Source organism: Rhizobium sp. RU33A, from assembly GCF_900156055.1.
Classification (GTDB): Bacteria; Pseudomonadota; Alphaproteobacteria; order Rhizobiales; family Rhizobiaceae; genus Allorhizobium.
Map to the genome: position 1 here is coordinate 1,179,879 of NZ_FTMQ01000001.1, position 25,034 is coordinate 1,204,912.

At 55.7% G+C, this 25,034-nt stretch carries 16 protein-coding genes; 8 read left to right on the forward strand and 8 right to left on the reverse strand.

All coding sequences use genetic code 11. From position 1 onward, the window contains the following. Positions 1–2: 2 nt before the first annotated feature. From BW978_RS05750 to BW978_RS05770, 5 genes are all read right to left on the reverse strand, one after another. Positions 3–713 carry a M48 family metallopeptidase gene (locus BW978_RS05750; RefSeq protein WP_076392972.1) on the reverse strand — a complete coding sequence of 237 codons (711 nt, stop codon included), beginning with the start codon at positions 711–713 and terminating at the stop codon, positions 3–5. After that, positions 703–3,771, reverse strand: coding sequence for a type I restriction endonuclease subunit R (locus BW978_RS05755; protein WP_076392974.1), 3,069 nt, complete (start codon positions 3,769–3,771; stop codon positions 703–705). The genes BW978_RS05750 and BW978_RS05755 overlap by 11 nt, the downstream gene beginning before the upstream one ends. Before the next feature lie 37 nt (positions 3,772–3,808). Next, positions 3,809–4,912 carry a restriction endonuclease subunit S gene (locus BW978_RS05760; RefSeq protein WP_083697490.1) on the reverse strand — a complete coding sequence of 368 codons (1,104 nt, stop codon included), beginning with the start codon at positions 4,910–4,912 and terminating at the stop codon, positions 3,809–3,811. Next, positions 4,867–7,305 carry a type I restriction-modification system subunit M gene (locus BW978_RS05765; protein ID WP_076392978.1) on the reverse strand — a complete coding sequence of 813 codons (2,439 nt, stop codon included), beginning with the start codon at positions 7,303–7,305 and terminating at the stop codon, positions 4,867–4,869. Before BW978_RS05765 ends, BW978_RS05760 begins: the two co-directional genes overlap by 46 nt. Positions 7,306–7,482: 177 nt before the next feature. Continuing rightward, complete coding sequence (locus tag BW978_RS05770) at positions 7,483–8,301, reverse strand: hypothetical protein (RefSeq protein WP_139330334.1); 819 nt, start codon at positions 8,299–8,301, stop codon at positions 7,483–7,485. Between the two features lie 336 nt (positions 8,302–8,637). On the opposite strand from BW978_RS05770, the gene BW978_RS05775 reads away from it, so the two are divergent. The 4 genes from BW978_RS05775 to BW978_RS05790 all read left to right on the forward strand — a co-directional run bounded on the left by BW978_RS05775 (position 8,638) and on the right by BW978_RS05790 (position 12,328). Then, positions 8,638–9,060, forward strand: a complete 423-nt coding sequence (locus tag BW978_RS05775) for a DUF3010 family protein (RefSeq protein ID WP_076392982.1) — start codon at positions 8,638–8,640, stop codon at positions 9,058–9,060. Beyond that, positions 9,060–10,127: a serine/threonine-protein kinase gene (locus tag BW978_RS05780; protein ID WP_076392984.1), complete on the forward strand. Its 1,068-nt coding sequence runs from the start codon at positions 9,060–9,062 to the stop codon at positions 10,125–10,127. The genes BW978_RS05775 and BW978_RS05780 overlap by 1 nt, the downstream gene beginning before the upstream one ends. Positions 10,128–10,463: 336 nt before the next feature. Further along, positions 10,464–11,381: a retron St85 family effector protein gene (locus BW978_RS05785; RefSeq protein ID WP_139330336.1), complete on the forward strand. Its 918-nt coding sequence runs from the start codon at positions 10,464–10,466 to the stop codon at positions 11,379–11,381. After that, complete coding sequence (locus BW978_RS05790) at positions 11,378–12,328, forward strand: retron St85 family RNA-directed DNA polymerase (RefSeq protein WP_076392988.1); 951 nt, start codon at positions 11,378–11,380, stop codon at positions 12,326–12,328. Before BW978_RS05785 ends, BW978_RS05790 begins: the two co-directional genes overlap by 4 nt. Before the next feature lie 261 nt (positions 12,329–12,589). On the opposite strand, the gene BW978_RS05795 is transcribed toward BW978_RS05790, so the two are convergent. Further along, on the reverse strand, positions 12,590–17,719 hold the full coding sequence (locus BW978_RS05795; RefSeq protein ID WP_076392990.1) for a RecQ family ATP-dependent DNA helicase: 5,130 nt from the start codon (positions 17,717–17,719) through the stop codon (positions 12,590–12,592). 290 nt (positions 17,720–18,009) lie between these two features. On the opposite strand from BW978_RS05795, the gene BW978_RS05800 reads away from it, so the two are divergent. Further along, positions 18,010–18,783 carry a protein NO VEIN domain-containing protein gene (locus BW978_RS05800; protein ID WP_244551889.1) on the forward strand — a complete coding sequence of 258 codons (774 nt, stop codon included), beginning with the start codon at positions 18,010–18,012 and terminating at the stop codon, positions 18,781–18,783. A gap of 779 nt (positions 18,784–19,562) precedes the next feature. Here BW978_RS05800 and BW978_RS05805 read toward each other — a convergent pair. Beyond that, on the reverse strand, positions 19,563–19,967 hold the full coding sequence (locus BW978_RS05805; protein WP_244551890.1) for a hypothetical protein: 405 nt from the start codon (positions 19,965–19,967) through the stop codon (positions 19,563–19,565). A gap of 187 nt (positions 19,968–20,154) precedes the next feature. Here BW978_RS05805 and BW978_RS05810 point away from each other — a divergent pair, with 187 nt between their 5' ends. Beyond that, the gene (locus BW978_RS05810) at positions 20,155–20,472 is read left to right on the forward strand and encodes a helix-turn-helix domain-containing protein (RefSeq protein ID WP_076392994.1); all 318 of its coding nucleotides are present in this window, start codon (positions 20,155–20,157) and stop codon (positions 20,470–20,472) included. Between the two features lie 73 nt (positions 20,473–20,545). Continuing rightward, entirely contained in the window at positions 20,546–20,923 is a 378-nt protein-coding gene (locus tag BW978_RS05815; RefSeq protein WP_076392996.1) for a hypothetical protein, read from the forward strand. Here the strand turns inward: BW978_RS05815 and BW978_RS05820 are convergent. Continuing rightward, positions 20,920–22,752: a DUF6538 domain-containing protein gene (locus BW978_RS05820; protein ID WP_076392998.1), complete on the reverse strand. Its 1,833-nt coding sequence runs from the start codon at positions 22,750–22,752 to the stop codon at positions 20,920–20,922. The two genes, BW978_RS05815 and BW978_RS05820, sit on opposite strands and share 4 nt — an antisense overlap. Positions 22,753–23,287: 535 nt before the next feature. On the opposite strand from BW978_RS05820, the gene BW978_RS05825 reads away from it, so the two are divergent. Then, positions 23,288–24,988: an ABC transporter ATP-binding protein gene (locus tag BW978_RS05825; RefSeq protein WP_076393000.1), complete on the forward strand. Its 1,701-nt coding sequence runs from the start codon at positions 23,288–23,290 to the stop codon at positions 24,986–24,988. The last annotated feature ends 46 nt before the right edge of the window (positions 24,989–25,034 follow it).

Sequence of the window (25,034 nt, forward strand, 5' to 3'; positions counted from 1 at the left end):
GGTCAGTCCGTCAACGGAGCAGCATTCAGGTCCGCCCTGATCTGTCGCCAGTTAGGCATAAGGTGATTGAGGACAGCGATGAACGTCGTATCATGTCGCGGGGATACGAAGTGCGCAATCTCATGCAGTATGACGTAGTCGACGGCAGCAATGTCTTTCCGCGCTAGTTCGAGATTGAGCCAGATGGTTCCCTTCTCAGGATTACAGCTGCCCCACTTTGTCTTCATCCGCCGGATCCCCCAATTGCTCGGAGCGGCGCCAATGCGCTCCGCCCATCGTTCAATCCTCGGAGCTGCAACTCTCCTTAGCTCGGCGCGATGCCAGTCTTCCATCCAGGTTTTGCGATCTTCCGCCTTGCTGCCAGCAGGAACTAGAAGCTCAAGACGGTCACTCCCAGTAGCGGTGATGCGATGGGTTCGGCGATCCCAGGTAGATACAGCCAGGCGCATGGGCCGTCCGAACACATAGTGTGTTTCGCCTGAAACGAAGGATCTAGCCGTCTGTCTTTCCTGCCGTGCAAACTGGGCTTGTTTCCGTCTGATCCAGGGCATGCGTGTCAACACTGCGACTTTAACGGCATCCAGGCTGAGCGATAGCGGTGCTGCCACCCTTACGTTCCCCGACGGAGGATAAACACCGATGTGAAGATTCTTGATGGATTTCCATCGAATCTCGACGTTCGCCCCCGCTATATCGAGCCGTTCAATACTCATCGTGATTCTTCAAAAGGTCCATTATCTCGTCAACCAGCGCGTGATCTGACAAAACGCCTTCCACACCTCGCCGAACCCTCCGTTCTTTCATTGAGTTTCCGCGCCAGCCATGAGGTGCAATTTCACGGACAGCCTTATCAACGGCTAGGGCCAGGTCTTCATCACTCCCCAGGTTATCGAACAAAGCTTTCAGACCTGGAGTGGAAATGGCACAAGGGTAGTCTCGATCATGGCCTGCCTTGGCCGCTCTCACCAGTTCCGCAATCCTCTCGAGATAGTCCGAATACTCAATTGCCTCTTGCCTTCGCCGCTCGACCAAGTCGTTCAACAGCTCAGACATCCTCTCGTAGAAGCGCGGGTTTACAGGCGTTTCGTCGATGATCAGCCGCCGAACATTGTTCTCAATTGCTTCAGCGACATTTTCCCGTCTCCTACGTATGGGATCTGGTAGTTCGTTTTCTACAGCCGCTCCTCGGCTTTCGACCAGGTCGATGAGGCTGATGTCATCCAGGTGCGAGATAACCTTGGAATCCTCTGCTCGGATGTAATTGTCGATCAGATGCCGCATGGCCGGCTCATAGAGCTTCGTGTCGACGGCATCGCCGCTATGGAGGCGCACCGCATCCCTGATACTTATTGCCCGTTCGACTTCGTTTCGGTGTTCTGCCAGCTCTAGATCATTAAAACCTGACCCCTCCGGCTCTGCAGCAACGTTGGCATATGCTCGCGCATACCGACCTGCGATCGTGTAGAGCGCCTGTCTGCGTCGTGCTTTCTCCTCGGAATCCGGATCGTTATCGATCCCTTGTGGACTGGAGAAGTAGCTGAAAATCGCCTCGTCGTCTTTGGGCTGCTCAACCGCGTCGAGAAGCGCGAGCCAAGCATCCCTCGCAGCCGCGACATCCTCATCGGCCTGCTCAAATCGGTCACTGATAAGGCCCTCAACGTCCTCCTTGTCGAAGGAATCGAAAGCCTCGGAAGTGTAGTCGTCTACGGCATTCTCGATATTACGGAATAGATCTTTGTAGTCGACGATGTAACCAAAGTCCTTGTCGTCACCGTCGAGGCGATTAACCCGGCATATCGCCTGGAAGAGCCCGTGATCGCGCATTTGTTTGTCGATGAAGATGTAGGTTGCAGTCGGCGCATCAAAGCCGGTCAGAAGCCTACTGACAACTATCAGCAGCTTCATGCGCCCAGGCTCCTTCTTGAACAACCGTAGCGCCTCTTTCTCGTAGTCTTCCTCCGAGTCCTCCCCTAAAAGATCCGTGTAAACCCGATGAACATACTGTCTCTCGGTTTCCCCCATCCCAGTTTCTTCGCCGGTGATCTCGCCCGCAGCGCGCTTGTAAGAGGTCACAATGGCGCATTTGTCCGCTAGGAGCGAGCCGGACTTACGGAATATGTCGAAGAACTTGCAGGCTTCGGGAATAGAACCAGCCACGAGCATGGCGTTGCCGGTGCCCGATTTGAGCCGCGGCTTCAACTCCATGTCCATGATGATATCGTTGGCAATCTGCTCCAAGCGATCCCGGCTGGATAACACGCGTTGGAGGGTTCCCCATCGCTGCTTGAGCGCGGCCTTGGCAACAGGCGTCAGCCTCTTGGTTTTGGCATCAAACCATGCGTCAATCTTAGCCGGCGCGCTGATACGCTGATCGATATCCCGCGCCTCATAGCGAAGATCCAGAACAACGCCGTCTTCGACTGCTTCGTCGAAACGATAGGGCTTGCCGATATATGGACCGAACGTTTCGAGTGAGGTTCCCTTGTCCGACCTAAGCAGCGGCGTGCCGGTGAAGCCGATAAACATCGCTGTCGGCAAGACCCTTCGCATCGCCTGGGCGAGCTTGCCTGACTGAGTGCGATGCGCCTCATCAATGAACACGAAAAACTGCCCCACTGGGGCACCAATAGTCGCGTTCTGGATCTTGGATATAAGTCCCTCTAGCTCACTCTCCTCCTTCTTGCCAAACTTGTGCACCAGGGAGCAGATCACACGGTCTGTGGGGTCAGCGAGCGCGGCCATTAAGTCGTCACCAGAACGGGCGCGGCGCACTTTGTCGCCAGTGTTCCCAAAGACTTCCTCAATCTGGCTGTCCAATTCCTTTCGATCCGTTACGACAAGGATACGTCCTTCAGGCAAGGCCTCTGTTATCCACCGAGCCAGCATCACCATGATCAGGCTCTTTCCTGAACCCTGCGTCTGCCAGATGATGCCGCCCTCGTGGGCGTGCACGCGCTCCTGAGCGGCCTTCACTGCGAAATACTGGTTGGGGCGGGCGATCTTCTTGATGCCTGCGTCGAACAAGGTGAAATCGTGGATCAACTCCAGGAAACGCTCCGGTGCAATCATCTGCGTCGCGTCCCGATCGAGGCGCGCCGAGATCTCGCTGTCCTCTTTCCATGCCAACCAGTAGGGCTGCGGCGTCAAAATCGGGGCGTAGCGTAGCCCTTCGCTGTCATTGCCGGCGAAGGTGATTTGCACTGTGGTGAAGAATGGTCGAATAAAATCAGGCCGCTGGTTATCAAGTGTCTGCCGGATACCTGCCCCAACACCCACAGTGGATTTTTTCAGTTCCACCACGCCAAGCGCAATCCCGTTGACGTATAGAACCAGATCAGGGCGTTTGTTCCAGGCCTTCGCATTCTTTCCCTTGATCGATACCTCTTCGGCAAGCGCGAGATCATTGGCGCTCGTATTGCCCCAGTCGACGAAGCGCACGGTGACCGGGCTCTCTCCCGGGCCGAGAGAGATGGCGACTCCATAGCGAAGTATTTCGTAGAAGCCCTTATTGGCCTCGTAGAGCTTGGTTCCTTCAATGCGTGCCTCGCGTTCGAGGCGGATGATGGCCTGGGTGACGACATCCGTCGAGTAGCCACGGCGGAGTAGCCAAGGTCGCAATAGGTCCGGTTCGATATTGGCGTTGCCTTCGCGCTTTTGCCAATCGCCGAGGTAGCGCCACCCGAGGCCGCCGGTCGTGCCGGACTTGTCTCCACAAAGAAGGGCGATGACCCGATTCTGTGCCCTGCGTTCTGCTTCGCCAATTGTGCTCACGAAATGCCCCTTCCAGATCCACCTTTTTGAGAAGTCGTCAAATCAGCCTGATCCGTCCGGTCAAAAGGTTCTGCATCATGCCCTCCTTCACCCGCCGAGCCTTTTTCGAGCGGCTTTCGAGGGCCCGGATTTCGGCGTCCATTTCATCAAGGATCTGAGCAATGCGTTCCTGTTCTCCTTCTCTAGGTGACGCACGAACTTCGATCTTCCGGATTTTCTCAACTGACAGGCCAGGCTGAGCCGATGCCTCTGAAACTCGATTGAGGTTCAGGAATTCGAAGAGATGAGACAAGTATCGTTGGCTGTTTCCGCTGATGGCCTTGCAAACGATAGCGTGCTCCGATGCAAATATTCTGCCCGAAGTGTGGGTCACAGCCCCGCATAACGCGCCTTGTCTACCTACGAGCGTGCATTCCCCGTCTTTGTTGAACGTGGAGGTGTAGCCGCGAAGACCGTTGCCACCATAAACAGGGAATTCTCCGTTTTCGGTGATGCACGCTGATGTAATAGCTTCGCCGCTTTTCATGTGCGCAAAATCACCTAGCGTTTTCAGGACCCACTCCTCCGGAAACCCCGGAAGGCGGCGTTTACCGGTCAGCAGGTCCTGCATCACACCTTGCTTGATGAGCCGCTTCTTGGCTATCAACCCCTCCAGCGCCTCGATCAGCGTATCCATATCCCAAAGTGCCTCGGCAATGGCTTCCTGTTCACGAGTGTCGGTCGTAGTCAGCATTTCGACCGTGTGAAGATCATTTCGGTTGACACCCGGGACACCGGTTTTCCCACTGTGCTCGCGAAAATTTAGACGGCTAAGCAGATAGTAGCAGTATCTAGGACTATTTCCGTGGAAGTTCGACACGAAAAGTGTTGTGTTCAAAGGCCAATAGGGTTCCTCGGAATAGAAGACTTTCCCAATCGTGCCATAGCGGCCAGTAACCACGCCCGGCCCTTGCTTGGCGGAAACAGCGTGAAAATCCTCAGCTCCTGACGACGAAATGATCGGAACTTGGCCTTCGCGACGCTCCTTCTTGGGTAGGTCGAACCCACGTTGAAGCGTCATAATCTCTCGGAGAGGCTTGTGCGTCCAGCTTGAAGTCATTGCGTGAACCCCATGCTCCGCAAGTGCTGTGCTACTTTCCATTCCAGTTTTTCGAAGTTCCCGGCCATATCTGGAAGCGTGTGCCCATACCGCTCCGTCAGCACGCGCACCCGGGCGGTCAGTTGCTCGGTCCGCGCCTCAATCTCGGCCTCAATCAGCGCGGCGATATCGGTCAACCATTTGTCATGCACGACTAGGGCGCGGATCTCTTCGTCTACTAGTTCGGGGTATTTCTTTAGTGTGGCCTCGGTAAGCGCTTCCTCCGCCTCCTTGACGGCCCTCTTCGCAGCAGTTTCGGCCGCCATTAGCTTGGCAACCTGTTTCAGTAGCTTGACCTCTTCCGGTTCGGCCTCGCCGGTCCTCAAGCGCGCTTTCACCGAAGGTGCGGTCAGCTTACCGGCCTCGGTAAGCGCATCAGCCAGCAGACCATCCTCGGCCCCATGTTCCTCGACCAGTTCCTCGATCTCTCGGCCCATTTCCTCAGCGTGGGTCTGCGCGTCATCGACGGCCTTTTGCAATTTAGGGAAGAAGCGGGCGGCGATCAGCCGGCGCGGGATGACATCGGCCACCAAGCGCACCTTGTTCGCGGTCAGGTCGGCCTCTTCCAGCCATTTGACCTTGCCGTTCTCGTCGACCTCCTTCCGTGCCTCGCGCAGCTCTTTCGCCGCCTTCCAACCATCATGGGCGATGATAAAGACATCGTCTTGCATGGTTTCAGCCCAGTAGGACATAAGCCGCTGATATGCCTCGTAGCGGTCAATTAGCGGCGCCTCGGCAAAGCGTTCTAGGATGTCCTCGGCAATGGCATGGATAAACTCATTGGGCTTGTCGCCGATCTGGATACCATCCATGAGCGGTGCATTCGCGCGGCTCCATCCATCGAGGATGTTGAGGACGCGAGAATGGAACGCGGCGAATTCCGTATGGTTGCGAATGGTGCTGCGCACCTCCCCGGGTTCGACCAGAGGATCGGAATAGCCCGTTCGTGGGTTCGGTCCGAAGAGCGTGGCGCGGACGCCGGGCATGACTTCCCAGAATTCGCCCAGCCCGTCGATGTCACGGTTCGGCACTCCGCCTTTGAGATGTGCCTCGATGTCCTGAAGGTCCTCGGGGTCGGAGCCGTCGATGTAGCGCGGGATGTTGAGGTTGAAGCCGTTACGAGTGATCTCGCTCCAGGGAACAAGGCGGGCGTAGCCCTGGATTTCGGCCTGGCGGGTGTAAGCGTCGGTGATCTTGTGGATGTCCCGCTGACGCAGACGGTTCTTGTTGCCATCCTTGATGAAGCCGCGCGAGGCGTCGATCATAAAGACGGGGCGCTCGGCGCATGCCTGAGACTTGTCGAGCACAATGATCGAGGCGGGGATGCCGGTGCCGTAAAATAGGTTCGCGGGCAGCCCGATGATCGCCTTGATATAGCCGCGCTTCAGGATCTTCTCGCGGAGCTCGGCTTCTTTGTTGCCACGGAAGAGCACGCCATGTGGCAGAATGACCGCGCCGGAGCCGGTTGCCTTCATAGATGCCAAGATATGAAGCAGGAATGCAAAGTCGCCGCTCTTCTCCGGCGGCATACCAAGATCGAAGCGTCCGAAGCGGGTATCACTGGTAAGACCCGAGCCCCAAGCTTTTGCCGAGAATGGTGGGTTGGCAACCACGAAGTCAAAGGTCTGTAGCTCTGTGTCGGAGGCTTTGAACTGCGGTTCGGCAATGACATCACCTTGAGCGATCTCGGCGTCCTCACGCCCGTGCATGATCATGTTCATCTTAGCGAGGCCGCGTGTGGTGATGTCGAATTCCTGGCCGTAGATGGTGAGGTGGACACTCGCAGCGTCTGCCGCCTTCAGCAGCAGTGACCCTGACCCGCAGGTGGGATCGTATACGGTTTGCTTGGGGCTGGTGGCCCGATTGATCCCAGCGACGGCAGCGACGACCCGCGAAACCTCGGCTGGCGTGTAGAACTGGCCCTTGCTCTTGCCGGATTCCGTCGCAAAATTGCGCATCAGATACTCATAGGCATCGCCCAGGATGTCGTCGCCGTCAGCACGGTTTCGGCTGAAGTTGAGCTCTTCCCTACTGAAGATGTTGATGAGCGCCGTCAGCGTGTTGACCATCTTCGAGCCACGCCCGAACTTTTCGTGGTCGTTGAAGTATGCGCGGTCAATGACGTTCTTGAGGTCGTTCGCTTCGGCAATCCCAGCGATTGCCTTGTCGATGCCTTCGCCGATTTCCTTCGTGCCCCTCAACTTTCTAAGATCTTCAAAGGAGCAGCCGGCTGGAACCTCGATCAGAGCGTCTGGCTTTCCGGCGCGGTCAGACACGTATTTTACGAACAACAGCGTGAGGATGTAGTCTTTATAGAGAGAGGCATCCATGCCGCCTCGAAGCTGGTCGCAGCTGTCCCAAAGCGATCTGTAGATGTCACTTTTCTTAATTGCCAACGTGTCTTCTCCCTACTGAATGCTTTGGCAACATCCATAAGTTGGTAGGGCGAGCAGTCAACCGTCATGTAAGCCGATGCGGAGCGTCGGATCGCCCAGTCATCCTGGTCAACTAGCCGCTCCGAGTGCCAGGTCTACAACTCCGAAGCTCCACAGACACGCCGGCATGCAAATCACCTACTCAGCCGCTATGCTTGCCAGCTCGGATTGAACTAGCCACTCGACCCACCGCCCCAAAAACTCACGAAAGTCACTTTCGGAAATTCGAAGCAGACGGAGGTCTCGAATTTTTGGAACAACTGTTGGGCATCGACGGCCATGCCGGTTGTCGCAATGGGGTGTCGTTCGATCCTGCCTAGCGCTGACGAAGCACAGCATTGATGCCTCTCCAACCGAGGTTCGGCCCCGCTCGTCAAGATACACAACCCCACCGTGGGAAAGACCGTTTCGAATGCAGTTCAAAAACGTCTCAAACGTTAAATCTAAGGCAGCTTCTCTCGCAGCCTGCGATGACAGTGCTTCAGCATGCTTGTTCGGGAGGCCATGCGCAACGTTGAACGGCGGAACTTGTTGCAGGAAGCACCAACCTAGTTCGGAGAAAATTGGATGGTCCTGGAGTTTCTTCCCTTGGATCGCGACCTCGATTTTCTGCGCCAACTCCGGCGACATGAAGCGTTCGTCTGCATATCCTTCGTCTTGGCCGAGGTATTTCTGGATACGCTCGATCGGAACGGTGAGCATAGGGGTAGCAAGTGCCAGGGTGAGCGTAGTTGTGAGTGCACCCCGATGGCGAGCAGCGGTTCGTTTGTCTGCCTGAACGATTGGCAGAAGGAGCATTAAAAGGTCATGGCATCTATCAGGTAGCTGTGTGCTGTAACTGTTCGGAATTCCCATGATTCTCTCCTTGCCCATGTTTTTAGCTGTATATTTTGCATCCACAACCTTGGTTGAGCCAGTTTGGCACAGCCGCACCTCGGCCACACTCAACTTGAACACTCACGGCTTTTAGCTGCCTGGCACAGGTGGGGGTGACTTGCCGCTATGATTCAGCCCGCGCCACCATGCGCCGACGAATATCACTGGAGGGGTGGCTGAGTGCTTGAAATCACAGCACTCGAAAAGCGGCATACTCACAACGGTATCTAGGTTCGAATCTCACCCTCTCCGCAATAATGGCAGTGAAGGTGCAAAGGTTGCGTTCCAGATTCGCCAGCACCAAGTTTGGGTCAATGGAGCGCCATGCTCCTGGGGGAGGAGGTCAAAGCCTTCCGATTGACGACTCACCTCTGGGCTGCATAGGCTATCAACACTCAGTATTGGTTGGAGCGCGCTTTGAAAGTATGTGGCCTTCAGATTAAAGCCAGTGAAGCAATACTCGTCATTGTCGAGGAGCAGGCGGGAGTGCCCGCTCTCCTGGAATGCAAGACGAAGCGCCTCTTGCTTGGAAATCATGAAGACGGTGCCGAGCTTGAGTCATTCATGCAGGCTGCAAAATCATTCGTTCATCAAAACGCAATAGAGGTCATCGCGGTAAAGAAACGTGCCGGCAGCGGAGCAATGGCGTCCTCGGGCGTGACGTTCAAAATTGAGGCGCTCTTCCAGCTGGCCCACAAGAACATTGTCTTTATATCTCCCCAAGCAATAATTGCATTTTCGAAAACAAACGTCGGCGGCATCCCCAATGGTTTAGCTGCATATCAAAGAGACGCTTATCTTTCAGCTGGAGTTTATCTGAAAAATTCCGGGCTCATTTGATGATCGACATTAATCATCTTCCGGCTGAGATCCACGACACCATAATTCGTCTGGCCCAAGATATTGAATTTTTATCTGAGAGTAAGAAGGGGGCCAACGGTTATGTTCTACTCGGTCGCCATAGAATTCTAGACCGTGAGGTCGCCGTGAAGTTCTATTTTTGGGACGGGAGTGATCACGCAGAGCCGAGGCTACTAGCTAAACTTGAACACCCCAACATCCTTAAGGTGCACGACGCGTCGGAAGTTGACGCCGATTTCGCTTATTTCGTGACACCGTTTTGCGTAGGTGGTGACCTAGATACCCTTTTGGAGAATAGACAGTGTGGATTGAAGGAAGCCATGGACGTATGTATGCAGGTCTCTGCTGGGGCAGGCTTCTTGCACGGAAACGGCTTCCTGCATCGTGACCTCAAGCCCCAAAATATCTTCTGCGATAATGATCGCTACATGGTCGGAGATTTCGGCTCCGTAGTGCCCTGTGATGAAACGGGCTACGCAAAGTGTCTAACCAAGCATTCCCTAATCTACAGGCCACCCGAATCCGTCCAAGGCAATAACTTTTTCAAGTCCAGCGATGTATATCAGCTAGGGATCCTTCTTTATCAAATGCTGGGCGGATCACTTCCTTATTCTGAGAGGGATTGGCTTACGAATCGTCAGCAAGCGAAATACGATGAACTTTCGGGATACGAGCAGCAGGATTTTGCCACAAAGATAATCGAGCAGCGCATTACTTCAGGCAGTATCCTGGACTATGGAAGCCTTCCACCAAGCGTTCCGGGATCACTAAAATCCGTCATCAGGCGGTGTGTGCGCGTCGCGCCTGGCGATCGCTACCAATCGTGCGCTGACCTGTCCGCCGCGCTTCACAATCTTCGAGGTCATGTTCATGACTGGATTTTCGATGACTACCCCATTCTTCGGAAAAGGGGAAAACTGATTCGTATTCTCGAAAACAAATCCGGGATCTTCATTGAGAAGGATACCGGCACGGGTTGGCGACGTCAGCGCACTCTGAACCCCAAAACATTGGAAGAAGCATACAGACTCGCTGAAGCTCACTAGGCTCCGTGAAACCACACCAAATTGGTATCGCCCTGTCGAAAAAGCTAAGAGGACACTGGAACGTAAGCGCGTCGCCTGAGGATGTGGCGCGCTCATCGCATGCAAGCCACGTTGACATTTCGCGTCGTCCGGCTATCGTCGCTCGGCTTACGTGTATTGAGTGCGTCGTTTAGCACTTGGTCTAGCGCTTCGCTGGACCTCATTATATTGCGGAATTTTGGTGCCCTGTAAGGTAGCGATTGAACATCGCCCTTCGGGACGCTCCGCTCGATAGTCAATCCCTACCTTACAGGGCTTTAAGGGTAAGCTATGTTGCTATTCGCAGAGGAGTTGGACGTGGACAAAATCCATGTCCAATCTCCTTCTGCGGTGGTGTTCCTTTGCGGGGGACCATACTCAAAAATCGACGAGCCAGTTGCGCTTTCGTTGCGCGATGGATTTCTCAAGATACTCGATAATCCTGCGATCAAAGGAAAGGCGATAATCCAGGCGGAAGACATTACAAAGCTTCATGTCTTCGCTGATGCATACGAGGATGTTCTCCAATTTGAGACCGACTTGGCGGAAATATCCGATCTCGTTCTGCTTTTCTGTGAGAGCGAAGGGAGCATGGCGGAGCTCGGAGCATTTTGCGTAATCCAAGAGATCGCTTCAAGGCTCCTTGTCGTAGTTCGAGATAGACACTGGCGGGGAAAAGGCGAAACCTCTTTTATTCGGCTTGGCCCGCTGCGATCTCTGGAGCGCAAGCACGGGAATACTTCAATCTTTGTAATTGATGATGCCGACGTCGGTGATGTGAGTGCGCCTGGGGGCATAAAAATCGGGGTCCTGAAAGACCAGCTGCAGGCGCCCTTAAAATTGAGATTGGCCACCACGCGAGATCCTACAACTTTCAACGTTGACCGGCCCGGGCACATCATAAAACTGATTGTTGGTTTGATACAAGAATACGGCGCACTCACTTTCAATGAAATAGACGAATTGCTTTTGACTGTGGGGGTCTATGTTCCTACTTCGGACTTGAAGAGATATCTTCTGTGCGCCGAGTCTGTTGAATGGATCGTTCGACGTAAAAAGGGTCTTGACGAGTTTTTCATTGCCACCCCACTTCCTGATGCTGCTGTCATCACAACCAAAGCAGGTAGATCCCTTCACAACAAGGGCCGGCGTCGCTTCGCAATACGCGAACATTGGAAAGACTATGAGCCACTCCGCTACAGCGTTATTACCCAATTTTACGGCAGCGTCGCATGAGTGAGATTTTACGAGCACTGTCGGAGGCTACAGGTCTAAGTGACTGGGACCTCCGCGCGATTATAAGCAACGCACCGGATAGATACAAAGTTTATCATATCGACAAGCGCCGGGGCGGTCGGCGAGAAATAGCGCAGCCAGCTCGCGAGCTAAAGGTTCTGCAGCGAGCCCTGCACGATATTTTTCTCGCTAAACTGCCCGTGCACCCGGCTGCGATGGCTTATCGTCCTGGCATCGGCCTGAGGCAGAATGCTCTGGCCCACTCCCACAACGGTCCAATCTTGAAGTTTGATTTTCAAGATTTTTTTCCGTCACTACGGGCCGAGGACTGGGAGGCTTATTGCCGCCGGCACAACGTTTTCATCAATGAGGAGGACGTCAACCTGAGCTCCAAGATAATATTTAGAAGAAAGAGTCGACATTCATCCGTGTTTAGGTTGGCTATAGGCGCCCCCTCATCGCCAGCAGTTTCAAATATTCTTATGTTCGATTTTGACAAAACCGTGCAGTCATATTGCGAATCTCAAAGTGTAATTTATACAAGGTATGCGGATGATCTGACTTTTTCCGCGCAGCGCACTGGTTATTTGACAGGGGTTCCAAAGGCGCTGGAGCGCATAATCAAAGATCAAAAATCTCCTCGACTCAAGATCAACTCCGAGAAAACTGTCCTCGCAACGAAGAAGTATAAAAGGATGGTCACCGGATTAATTTTAACAAATGACGGCGATGTTTCTTTAGGTCAGCTTCGAAAGAGAAGTATCAGAGCTGGCGTCCACAGATGGACATTGGGTGGGCTATCCCCGGCAGACACATGCCGACTAGCTGGCCACCTGTCATTCGCTGAAGATATCGAGCCTGCTTTTGTTGCTCGTCTTGCTCGCAGGTATGGGGCGCAGGCTATAGCAGACATAAAAAACGCTTACCGCCAGAGCGGCGCCCCGTGAAATTCAGGTCGCATAGATTTCTCAGAACCAGAAGCGGCCGCACTATTGGCCTTAACGCTGTATAGGACTGGCAAGGTCCAAGAGAACTCTTGGCATACCTCCAGGATAACAATACGCGTGACCATGGATATCCCTTGAAGATCATATGGCGACGATCCGGAAGTTCAAAGGACGCTGGCCAGTGCAGGTGCGTAGGAACTCGAAGTGAGTTAGGCGGCCCTTAAAGCCCTCTATAATCGCTGAGGCCTGTCGACCGATCGACTAGAGTCCAATCTGACAACCGAACACGAACTCGGGCAAAACCACATCCCAAGCCTTTTGTCGAAGAGCCTGCTGAAACTCCTCACCGTTATCTACCTTGCGCCATTGAATGATGGCTCGCGCCGACCCTCGGATAAATCGCAGCCCGTCTGGCGGTCGGTAGCTTTTCGCCATCCGCCCGATGGTCACTCCATGCGCGTTTTGGATCAGCCATCGACCGTCACTCTCGGCTAACGTTATGGGGGCATCTGTTCGTAGTTTTGCCAGGGCACCATGAACCGGATGCGAGGAGCTCTGCCGTCCTGACCAGGAGAGATCGACCATCTGCGGCTCGACTAACTGATAGCGGAGCGAGTGATCGCCGGCCTCATTCGCTGTCGCTGCTATCTGTCGCTGTATCATGCTGTGAGTGTCGAGGCCGACGAGTGGGTGCTGTTCCCTGGTTACCGTGATCGCCAGACTGCGCCTTGCACGGGTCATCGCAACGTAGAAAAGTCGTCTCGGTGCATCCCGATCTTCTCCTCGTGAATTGCGATCCCAACCTCCATCCAAGATCACCACATCATCGAATTCGAGCCCCTTAGCTCGATGCGCGGTCAGGAGCATCAGGCCGCGTTGCTCCTGCCGAGCATCCCGCGCCCATTCCGCCAGCATTTCGACAAGGTCCGCGACCGGCACCGCCTTGCCATCCAGCTCCAGGCTGAATGCCGAGATGGCTTCGGATATCATCGTCCACCAACAGTTCGCGGTCTGTGCGGCGATGAACTCCTGCATCTGCGAGACTGTCAGCATCTTGGCAGGTGCAGCTCTCACGAAGGCAAGGAAAGCTCGGACTTCGCGAAGACGCCAAAAAGGCGGCAATGTCTCGCTCGCAAGCTGCACCGGAATGCCGCTCGCCTCGCAATAGCTTCGCACCGGTTCCAGCAGACGCCACTCCCGGGCGATGATTGCCGTCTTTGACCAGGACCATTCCGGCACCAGCTGTGACAATCGAACCAGCTCATCCACTGCGGTCTGCGCCTGACCGTCCACGCTGCAGTGCAATAGTTGGACACGCCCCTGAGCTACAGGATCGAGATTAGCAAGCGTGCCGCCCGCGGGAGCTTTTGCTCGAGCCCGATTTATGAGGATGTCATGCTCCGCCTTCATTCGACCCGCAGCTGGCGCAATGACCCGGTTGGCGGCAGCAATAATCGCTGCGGTCGACCGATAGTTTTCGATGAGATATGTCGGCTTCGCATTGTAGTCGGTTTCGAAGCGCCTGATGAACTCAATCGAGGCGCCCGCAAAGGCATAGATGTTCTGATCATCATCGCCCACGGCAAAGAGGCTCAGGCGTTGATCCTGGTCATCTAGGGAGCGGCCGGCTACTGCGGCGATCAACCCATACTCCTCAGGACCAATGTCCTGGTATTCATCCACCAGGATCCACCGATACCCCTCGATCAATGTTTGTCGAAGTGCCTCGGCGTCTTCCTTCTGCAGGCCGTCGCCCCTGAGCAAGGCCGTCGCTTCCACCACGACCTTGTCGAAGTCACGCTCACTATCTGTATCAATCTGCCCAGCAAAGCTTGCGCCTACGAGCCGCATGGCCAGCGCATGGCAAGTCGATACTGTTACGGCTGCTGAATCATCGCCTACGAGGTCCTTCAATCGCTTTCGAATTTCAACAGCAGCATGGCGATTGTAGGTCAGCACCAGGATGCCTCGCGGATCTTCGCGTCGAATCCGAACCAGATAAGCAACGCGATGCACCAAAACCCGTGTCTTGCCAGAGCCTGGGCCGGCAAGCACCAGCACATTTGTTTGCTCGCGATCGTCTGCAACGATCTTTGCCTGCGTTTGACTGCCTAAGTCATCGACGATCCGACGCCAACTTTCCGGCGTGGTCTGTCTACGAAGCTCTCCGGCGCGGTCCGGCATCCAACGCTTGAGGAACCCCTCCTTCTCCAATTGGAAATAATCCGACGCCAATCGCTCAGCCTCATCAATCGCGACGAGGCCACGAGACGCGTAAGCCGCCATGATGTGGGTCTGAATGGTTTGTTCGCCGTAGTGCTCTTCGAGAGGTAGAAAATCTTTCTGCGTGAATTGGCCCGTGCCAGGGCGCAAGTTGACTGTAATCGCGGGCCTGAAGATCGTGAGACCTCGCCCTAGCGTGATGACACCCTGCTCGTGAAGCCACATCAGCGCCCGGCTCAAGAGCTTTGTTTCATCGCGGACAGATGATTTCAGGAAGACGTCTCCCATGATGGCGCCTTGCAGCTTGCCGATAGTCGTCTCGACTCTGATGTCCTTGCCGCGTGTTCCCTTGGGCACAAGCCCCTCTAGGTGCAACAGTAGCAACTCCGATCCACGTCGCCGGAGCTCTGCTGTTTTGCTCAGCGCCTCCCAGGATCGTTGTAGCCGCACCAGGCATGTGCTCCTGTTCAGCTTCTGGAAATGCACATTGCCACGGCCTCCGTCATCGTCACGACCATCCTGCGCGAAGCTACGAAGGTGGGCTTCGATCAAATCCGGACGCACGGTGGCGTGCCCCTGATCACGAAGCATCTGACAAGTCGTCGCCAGGTGAAGGGGATATGCTTCTCCATTATCGGCGTCCGGCGCATTCTCGCGCAAAGCTGCGATCAGGGCAGTCTCCAGAGACGCAGCCAACTGAAATCTGTGCCGCGACGCCCCTTCAACACCGACATGCACGAACATGGTGATTGCGGTGTCGTCGGTTGCGATGCCGAGGGTTTCGAGATCGGATAATGCCTTGCGGAGAGCACCTCCTGTAAGGCCGCTCGCACCCGAAAGTTCATCAGTGGATACTCCGGCGTCCGAAGAGGCCGTCATCAAGTGCTGAACCAGAGCTATAAGCTGCTTGCGCCGCGACCCCGTGATCTCTGCCTTTGTCAGGATGGCATCGACCTCCTGCATGGTGCGAATTCGCAAAGATGATGGGAACACCTGCACGCGGTTCTCGTCGCGTGTGAGCAAGGTGGATTCTTCAAGCCAAGCGATTGCCGTCTTGACCCTCGTGTCGTCGGTCGCACTGTCGCGCTCAAAATCCTGCGCTGTGTCCTCACGAACGATCTCGCCAGGCGTCGCAACGACTCCACCTCGGTGCTTGCCCTTCGCATCCAGGCGACGCAGCGCCTTCAGTATCCCACTGATCTCGTGACGCGCCAGGCGTGAGCGTGCGCTGAGCGAGAACTGCCGCTCGACATCATCCGTGTTGAACAACAGAACACAAACTGCGGGACTGCGATCTCGCCCGGCTCGTCCCGCTTCTTGCAGATAATTTTCCAGCGAACCCGGTATATCGCCATGGACTACAAGCCGGATGTCCGGCTTATCGATCCCCATGCCGAAAGCATTGGTCGCGGCAATGATCCTGAGCTCACCGACCCGGAAGCGTTCCTGGGTATCCTGCTTGCGTTCGGGTGTTAGGCCTGCATGGAAGTAGTCAGCGGCCAATCCCTGTTGCTGCAGGAAGCCAGCAACTTTTTCGGTTGCAGCCCGCGTCGCGCAGTAAACAACCGCCCCCGACACTCCCTCATGCGGAAGCGCGCGCTCGATGGTGTCCAGGATGTCTGCCAGTTTGCGACTGCGGTGGGTTTCCTGGACTTCGAAGGTGAGGTTGTCGCGCGTTGCCCCTCCGTCGAGCAGCAGGAGCTCCACTCCGAGCCGAGAATGAAAGTGGTCTCTGATATCGCGAACTACTTCGGGCTTGGCCGTCGCAGTCAGACAGATGACGGGGGCCGTTTCCCGATCGCCGGTGTATTCGCGGATGAACCGCGATACGTAGCGGTAGTCCGGCCTGAAGTCGTGCCCCCACTTCGACACGCAATGAGCCTCATCGAGGATCCAATAACCGACCTCTCGCTGCGACAAAATCGAGCGCACGGATGGATTCCGCAACTGCTCAGGCGAAATCAGCAAGATCGCCGCCTCGCCCATCCGGATCTGATCTAATGCTGCATGCCGCTCCGGCAGTGAGAGGAGACCATTGATAGTTACGCAGCTGGAGATGCCGTGTCGTGCAAGACCTTGGACCTGATCGGCCATCAGGGCCACCAATGGCGAGATCACGACAGACAAGGCGCCGGTCTTATCAAACCGTGAAAGCGCTGGAATTTGGTAGCAGACAGATTTGCCAGTGCCAGTGGGCAGGATCCCGAGCACCGAGCGGCCGGCCATTGCCTCGGCGACGATGCGCTCCTGCAAGGGCCGACCGGCATCATCCTTCGGCTCAGCACGGAACCCGTCAAATCCGAACCAGCGAGACAGTGCTTTCTTTGGATCGCTTCTCTCACGGCACCAATGGCAACCGGTGTCGTCGCATGAATTGTCGCGAAGATGCCGGACGATCTGCGCTGCCTCACGGAACTGCGCCCGCACCCAAGGCGGCATGACAGAGTCTCCGCCAGCAACCGAGATCCAAGAGAGCGCATAGGCCATCGGCCAGCTCAGATGGGGCGATGAAAGGCGTTGCAATACATCTCGCACTCGAGCTGCGCAGGCCTGACCTTCCAGGAGTTGCAAGATCGCGCGCTCGGCGGCTAAAGGAGTAGGGCGAGTAGCCCGGCGCAAGTCGGCGAAAAGAGCGTCGAAACCACCGCTGCCAGGCATGCAGGTCGAGAGATAGTGGTAGGCTTCGATGACTGCCGGCGCACGATCTGCAAGGCTCTTAAATGCCTCTATCTGATTTGCCAGGACTTGTAGAACCAGGCGAGCGTCCAATTCTGGATCGTTGACATGCCCGGCTTGCAGCCGTCCATCATGATGGTGCTTGACCAGGTGATGGTAAGGATTTCGCGGAAACGCCAGTGGGTTAAGCCAGAGCGTATCAACAGGGCTTGACGAGAGCCGACCAAAGCTAGGCCTCGCTGCGGTCAAATGTGGAAGATCATGCCGCAGAATATTATGACCGAGCAAAAACTCGGCCTCTGACGCCATATTCTCCAGTCGATCGAGTGCAGCGTCGAGATCTCTGTCTCGGAAGACTACCTTCTCGATGTCACGAGACCGGACCGCCGCGAAGGCAAAGATCTTGGAGCTCTCTGGGTTGACCTCGAGGTCGATCGACAGACACCGGTCAACAAATGAAGGGGCAGTATTGTCGATGTTGCACACCTTCATCTAAACCGATTTCGCTCTGGATTGCCAAGCCGCCCTGACGCAGGTCTCTGTTCCGAGCAATCAGAGATGGTAAGCATCAAACAACAATGGTGCAGGTGGTGCAAGCTCGCGCAATCTCTGAGCAGTTGCTTAGTGCCGAAGTTTTCCTCAATCTTCTCTGTTAACCTCGGAGCGGGGGACAGACTTCAAAATGAAATGACAGCTGAATCGGCTGCTTGTAACGTTGGCTCATGGCTGAAGGACCTTGGACCGATACAGAGAACGACCTGATCGTTGCAGATTATTTCGAGATGCTGGTGCTCGACGTTGCAGGCAGCCCCTACAACAAGGCCGAGCATAACCGTCACCTCCAGCACCTGATCGGCCGATCCCGCACCTCGATCGAGTTTAAGCATCAGAACATCAGTGCGGTGCTGAAGGGGTTCGGCGAGGAATGGATCCCAGGTTACAAGCCGGCATTCAATTTCCAAAAGTCTCTCGATGACGCGGTTGCTCGGTGGCTTTCCGCCAACCCAGCCTGGCTTCAGCGCGAACCGAAGCTACCCTGGACATCTGCGATGCGCGAGCCTGAACCGCTCTGGATCGGACCAGCGCCGACCATGTCCAACCAACCGCCCCCGCAAGAGCTTGAGCAGATGCAGCACATCGCTCGAAAATTCGATGTTGCCGGTCGAGACGAGCGCAACCGCACACTTGGGCGCGCCGGCGAGGAGCTCGTCCTTGCTCATGAGCGCATGACCTTAAGGGCAGCAGGTCGCACCGACCTAGCGGAAAATGTGCGCTGGGTCTCTGTGGACGAAGGCGATGGCGCGGGCTACGACATTGCAAGCTTCGACCTGTCCGGCAAGGAAAGGCTCATCGAGGTCAAGACGACAAACGGGTGGGAGCGCACCCCCTTCCATATCAGCCGCAATGAGCTCGCCGTCGCCCAGGAACGCCGCACGCATTGGCGCCTTATGCGGCTCTGGAATTTCTCGCGAGCACCAAAAGCGTTCGAGCTAGCGCCTCCTCTTGAAGCTCATGTGACGCTGACTGCGACAGCCTTTCAAGCCAGCTTTAGCTGATCACGGAGATCACCCACCAGGAGGGTTGCTGCGCCTACAGCCGTGCCAGACTCTCTGCGTTTGCGAGCGACCTTTACATAACAGGTTTACCGACCTCGATTTGGTAAAAGTTGAGACCGCCAAACCTTGACAAATAAATACCTTAGGTTGCGCTCGACCTTGCCTCAAAATCCGCAATCATTGCGGATATGCCCCAAACGTTGACGCTACCTTTCCCCTATCTTGACAGAAAAGCATGAAATCAGCGTTTTGCCTCTCGATGTAAAGGTGGGAGAACACGATCAGGCTGCAGGAAGGACTGTCGGCCTCTGCTTACTGACGCTCGACAGAACAGCGGCTTGCAAATCGAGGTTCTGCGGCAGACCCGGCTCCATGTCGTGGGCAGGGATCCTATGATTGCCAGCGTCGAAAACATATCCAGAGTCGTCGGCGTCGAATGGGCACGATGCGTGTCCATGCCATTAACTGACCGCACTTCTGAGCTCCAGTCGCGGGACTAGCAGCGTTTGGATTAGCCATCTTCATCGATCCTGACATCAACGGACGATGGGCTGGCGCGCACCTTCGCTTTGTTGGCTGCCATCTGGTGCCCGCTAGCCTCCTGCGTCCGCGAACAAAGCGGGATATCGACCTGCACCCGAAACATCGAAGTCCTAGGGCATGCGCGCATCAGCCATGGGGATGCATTCCGTGGCCGCGAGTCTCCGGTCGTCTATCCTCCCATACCGGTTATGGTGCCACCACCAGGCCGCACCCAATCATTTCCAGAAGCCAGGGCCTCACCCTGGTAAGCTGACAAGCAACCGAAGGCGGCGACGCAGCGTCGGGGTCAGCTCCGGCATAAGGTCACCATAAAAGTCGCGGAGGAAAGCGATCCAGCCGCGCTCAACCGTCGAAGCGGCATCATTCGTGAATACCTCATCGATCGTATTCACCAGTTCTACCCCAAACCAACTCTTGAGGACGAGCACGAACAAGGCCCGTCCGTCGCAGCCGATTGCCTTGGCCAGCGGCATTGCCTTGTCGAGGGGAACCCGGAGCTCTCCACGTAGAATACCTTCCAGCATTTCAGGTCCGTGGAAACCGCACAGGATCGCGATTTCATTCAGACTGTAGGGACTCTCATCAACATGCGCCCTGAGCAGGGTCGAAATCTGGGCCTTGGCATCATCAATCATCAGCATTGCGCTCTCTTTGATCAGTTTCAAAGAGTATATATCACTGACTTTATAGGTTTAATGATGGGAAAATTTTCAATTATGCAGTGATAAGTAAGTTCTTACTTATTGGAATAATGTATAGCCTGCCGATTCATTGACCTCAACGAGAGAATATTGGAATATAATACGACAGACAGGAGGGATAAATGTGATGGAAAAAGACCCCAGTGCCGCCCTTATTGTCGGACAGAGCCTGAGGGATCACCTGCACGCGTCCGGCTTATCGACGGAACAGCTAGCGACGCGTCTTGGCATCAAACAGGGAGCGAAGATGATGAACTTAATCACCGGGCGCCACTATTTCCCGCCAGACCTTATCGAAGCCGCGGTAGAGGCCCTTGGGATCGAGCCAAATCACTTTACCCGTGCCGTGCTTAGGCAGTTCTTCAGCGAGGAAGCCGTCGACTATATGTGCAAAGCGCTTTCCAACGGTCCACCTGACACACCGGACGAACTCGCGGACCGGTGAGGTAAGAGAACTCCCACACCAAGATCGAGAAAGAAAAAGCGCGACAAATGATTTGCGGCCAGGACGACCCTGCATGAGTGACGCACGACCGGCTCAAGCCGATCCCATCCTTCCGAGCCAGCTCGACCTCGACACCTGGCGCATTCTCAAGAAGGCGTTGAAGACAGGACACTCCGATCGAGGGATATGCGTGGGCGACCACGAAGCATCTCTCATCACAAGGTTCATGCTCGAGCAGATTGAGACGAGTGGACTTAGAATTGTCCCTGCCAAGCCGACATCGGAGATGCATCAGGCCATCAAGGAAGCTCTCGACCAGGGAAAGCGCATGTCGGTCACCTGGGTGAAGCCGCGCACCAAGCAGCGTTGGCGCTATCAGGCCGCGATTGATGCCGCGCCAAGCTGGCGCCGCGGCTATGAACTGGACCAGGCGCCGGAGAATTCGACCTAAGCGGCATCATCCAGTTCGCTCTTCGGCATCAAATGGTCAAGCACTACATCCGGATAAGAAATCGCGTTTATCAATTCCGCACGCTGTTCAAGTGTGCCTGAAGAAAGGATGCCGTAGCCACGGGAAACCCTGCTTCCGGTGACATGGCCGAATATGTAGCTGAATTGTTCTTCAACATATCCTGCACGCCGCAACGCGTCGAAGGCTCCATGGCGAAAGCTGTAGAGTGACAAGCCGCGCCCTTTCTTAATGCCTAGCCCGATCAGGTAGCGGCTGAACTCGCGGCTAAAATCTGCAATCATCTGGCCTCGTTCATTCCGCTCCGCAGTCGGGAACAGACGGGCTTGCCCGGCATTCTTCATACTGGCGTGATGCTTGAGAAGTCCGAGCTTTACCAATTCGCGATGAATTGGGACAATCCGGCGGGAGCCCACGTTTTTCACGCTCTTGCTGGCATCTTCGTCGTCGTCATCGGTTTCGGTAATGTCCATAAGCCAACGACCGTGCTCTTGCCGAACATCCGACACGAGAAGCTGCGCAATCTCTGCGGGACGGGCGCCCGAGTAAAGCATAGTCAATGGGACCCAGTATTTATGATCACGAATCAGGTGATTTCCAGGCTTCTTCCAGAATCTCGGTGCCTCGTCGGATTTGCATCCTACAAATAGTGGCGACGCGAACAGCGTATTCATGTGTTCATTCTTGAAAGGGAATACTTTCTTCTTTTTGTCTTTTGGTAGAGACATGCCTGAGGTCGGGTTGCTTTCCAGGTAGCCGTTGTTGACGAGCCAGTTGCAGAATGCTCCAAGGCTGGAGAGGTAGCGATTGACCGTCCGCGGGGTCAGAACGGGTTTGCCTACCCGCTCATTGTGTCGCACTATCTGAGCAATCTTCATTCCCTCGAAGGCTTTTGTTTCTGTCGCCTTGACCGGATACTTCATAAGAAGTGCCTTCCATTCGCGAACGGCTTTTTTATCGATTTTGTGAACCGGGCATGTGCTGCCAAGATGTTGAACTAAAGTGCCAACGTCGCGGCGCGCCTGTGCAAGCGTATCGGCAGTTATTTGCCTAGGGTTCTCGCGAGCGTAGTTCTCAAACAACTCGATGATGGTTTCACCTGGCGCCGCGGTTTCGTGGGCACGACCTACTGCCGGTTTCACAATGGGATCTTTAGGTGAGCCAGAGAAATCACCCCTGTCACGTTCCAGAGTGCGCTGCAGTCCCTCAATTTCAGCGCGTGTCATCAAAAGGCAAAGCTCGCGATAATCCTCCGAGCCTATATCGACCAGGAGTCTGTGCTTGGCGATGAAATCTTTCACCGCCGTCTCGATAAACCTGTGGTCGCCAGAGGGAAGCGCCCTCTTCAATGCGGCAAGGCGACGACTTCGCAGGTTCGCGTCGTCGGACCGCGCACTTCGCATCAGTTCCAAGTCGGTATAGGCATTGATCCTACCAACGATGTCATCGGACGAGATTTCGCCGAGATCAATCCGTCGATACAGGCGCTGCACTTCTGCGTTTTCCTGTTCCAGTGTCGGCATGGCGCGCTGCTTGCGCTCGTAGCTCTCAAGCGTGGCCTCGTAATGCTGCCAGACTGCTAGAGCTTTATCGATTGCGGCTACGTTGCGCCGAGACCGAATATCCTCAAAGATCAGTTCCCATTTCTGCAGCTCTGGATAAAGTCGCTGCTTGGCGACGGCCTCATCCTTCGTGCGAAGAGAGACTTTTTTGTCCTCACTGCCGAAGTGCTCTCTTAAGTCCGCTGGGAAATAAATACGGGCATAATAAGTGCCGCCTTCACGTCGAACTAGATTGGAGCGTCGAGCCATTTCATCGCTTTCGGAACAGTTAACCGGAACACCTTGCCGGAACACTCCTATCGAAGAAACAACATAAAATGCAATAGCTTGATTAAAAACAGTCAGCTAGAAAAAGTTGGATTTTGTTCCTGGCGCCCCAGCCAACGTCTAAGTCAGTACTTGCATGTCTCGGGCAGTCAGACCTCATCAAGTCCTCGTGCCCGCCACGCTGCATGACCACCGCGGCATCTCATAGCTTGCATGCTGCGGATGGCTGACCTGCGAGTATCCATAACTTGACTGTAATTGTTATATATTGCATGACGCCGCGACCGTGATTGTTGGCGGCTCTCGGCTGCGATGAGGCATGGCGCCAGGGCGGGATTTGCGGATGTCATGAGCGCCAGCCGCCGAAGCGTCTTGTTGAGGTTGCATCCACAACGCCCCGGAGGAGTTTCCAGATCTTTCGCCCGCGCATGCAGACCGAGACGCGCCGTGATCGTGCCCTGCATCCGCTGCCCGCCAGCGCCATCTGATCACCCGGCAGACCTTGCAGGAACATCGCATGCTGAAACAATTCTTCGCCTATTATCGCCCCTGGAAAGGTCTGTTCTGGCTGGATTTCTCCTGTGCCGTCCTCTCTGGCCTCTTGGAGCTTGCCTTTCCGCTTGCCGTCACCGCTTTCATAGACAGGCTGCTGCCCACCGGCAATTGGACGCTGACGCTGATTGCCGCCGCCGGCCTGCTCGCGATCTATGTCGTCAATGCGGCCCTGATGGCAATCGTCATCTATTGGGGTCACAAGCTCGGCATCAACATCGAGACGGCGATGCGCGCCAAGGCCTTCGAGCATCTGACCACGCTCTCCTGGCGCTGGTATGATACCGCCCGTACTGGCAAGTTGGTCGCCCGCGTGACGCGTGACCTGGAAGAGGTGGGCGAGGTCGCTCATCACGGGCCGGAAGACCTCTTCATCGCCATCATGACCTTTGTCGGCGCTTTCATCCTGATGCTCAACATGCATGTCGAGCTCGCGTTGGTCACGGCTCTGATCGTGCCGGGCACGGTCGCCATCGTTTCGATCTATGGCAGCCGCATGACCCGCACCTGGCAGGAGATCTATGGCCGCATCGGCGCCTTCAACGTTCGGCTGGAAGAAACGATCGGCGGCATTCGCGTCGTTCAGGCCTATGCCAACGAGGTTCATGAGCGCAAACTCTTTGCCAAAGACAATGCCCGCTACCGCAAGACCAAGCTCGACGCCTACAAGGTCATGGCTGCCTCGTCCTCGCTGCATTACATGGGCATGCGCTTCGTCCAGGTGGTGATCATGGTGATCGGCTCGGCCTATGTGCTCTCGGGCGCCATGACGACCGGCAGCTTTGTCGGTTTCCTGCTTCTGGTCGGCGTCTTCTTCCGCCCGCTCGACAAGATCAGCGCCGTCATAGAAACCTATCCGCGCGGCATCGCCGGCTTCCGCCGCTATCTCGATCTGCTCGCCACCGAACCGGAGATCACCGACAGCCCGAATGCCCGCCCGGTCTCGACACTCAGCGGCGAAATTGTCTTCTCCAACCTCTCCTTCGCCTTCATGCCCGGTCGCCCCGTCCTTCATGACATTTCGCTGCATGTGAAGCCGGGTGAAACGATCGCCTTCGTCGGCGAGTCCGGTGCCGGCAAATCGACGCTTCTCTCGCTTTTGCCGCGCTTCTACGAGCCGACCTCGGGCACAATCACCATCGACGGTCTGGCTCTGCCGGACATGACCGTCGAGAGCCTGCGTCGCCAGATCGGCCTCGTCTCGCAGGATGTCTTCCTGTTCGGCGGAACGCTGCGGGAAAACATTGTCTATGGTCGCATCGGCGCAAGCGACGACGAGGTGCTGGAGGCCTGCCGCCGGGCCCAGCTCTCGACCATGCTGGAAAACCTTCCCGAGGGCCTCGATACCATCGTCGGCGAGCGCGGCATCATGCTCTCCGGCGGCCAGAAGCAGCGTGTGGCAATTGCCCGCGCCTTCCTCAAGGATCCGCCGATCCTGCTGCTCGACGAAGCGACGTCAGCGCTCGACAGCACGACGGAGCGGGAAATCCAGTCTGCGCTGGAGGAGCTGTCCAAGGGGCGCACGACGCTCGTCGTCGCCCACAGGCTCGGCACCATCCGCAATGCCGATCGCATCGTCGTCATGCAGCAGGGTCGCATCGTCGAAGTCGGCAACCATGCCGAACTGATGGAGCGTCAGGGCGCCTACGCAAAGCTTGCGGCCTGACGGGTAAAGGGCAGGGGGCAAGCGCTTCAGCTCCGATAGGCTGCGG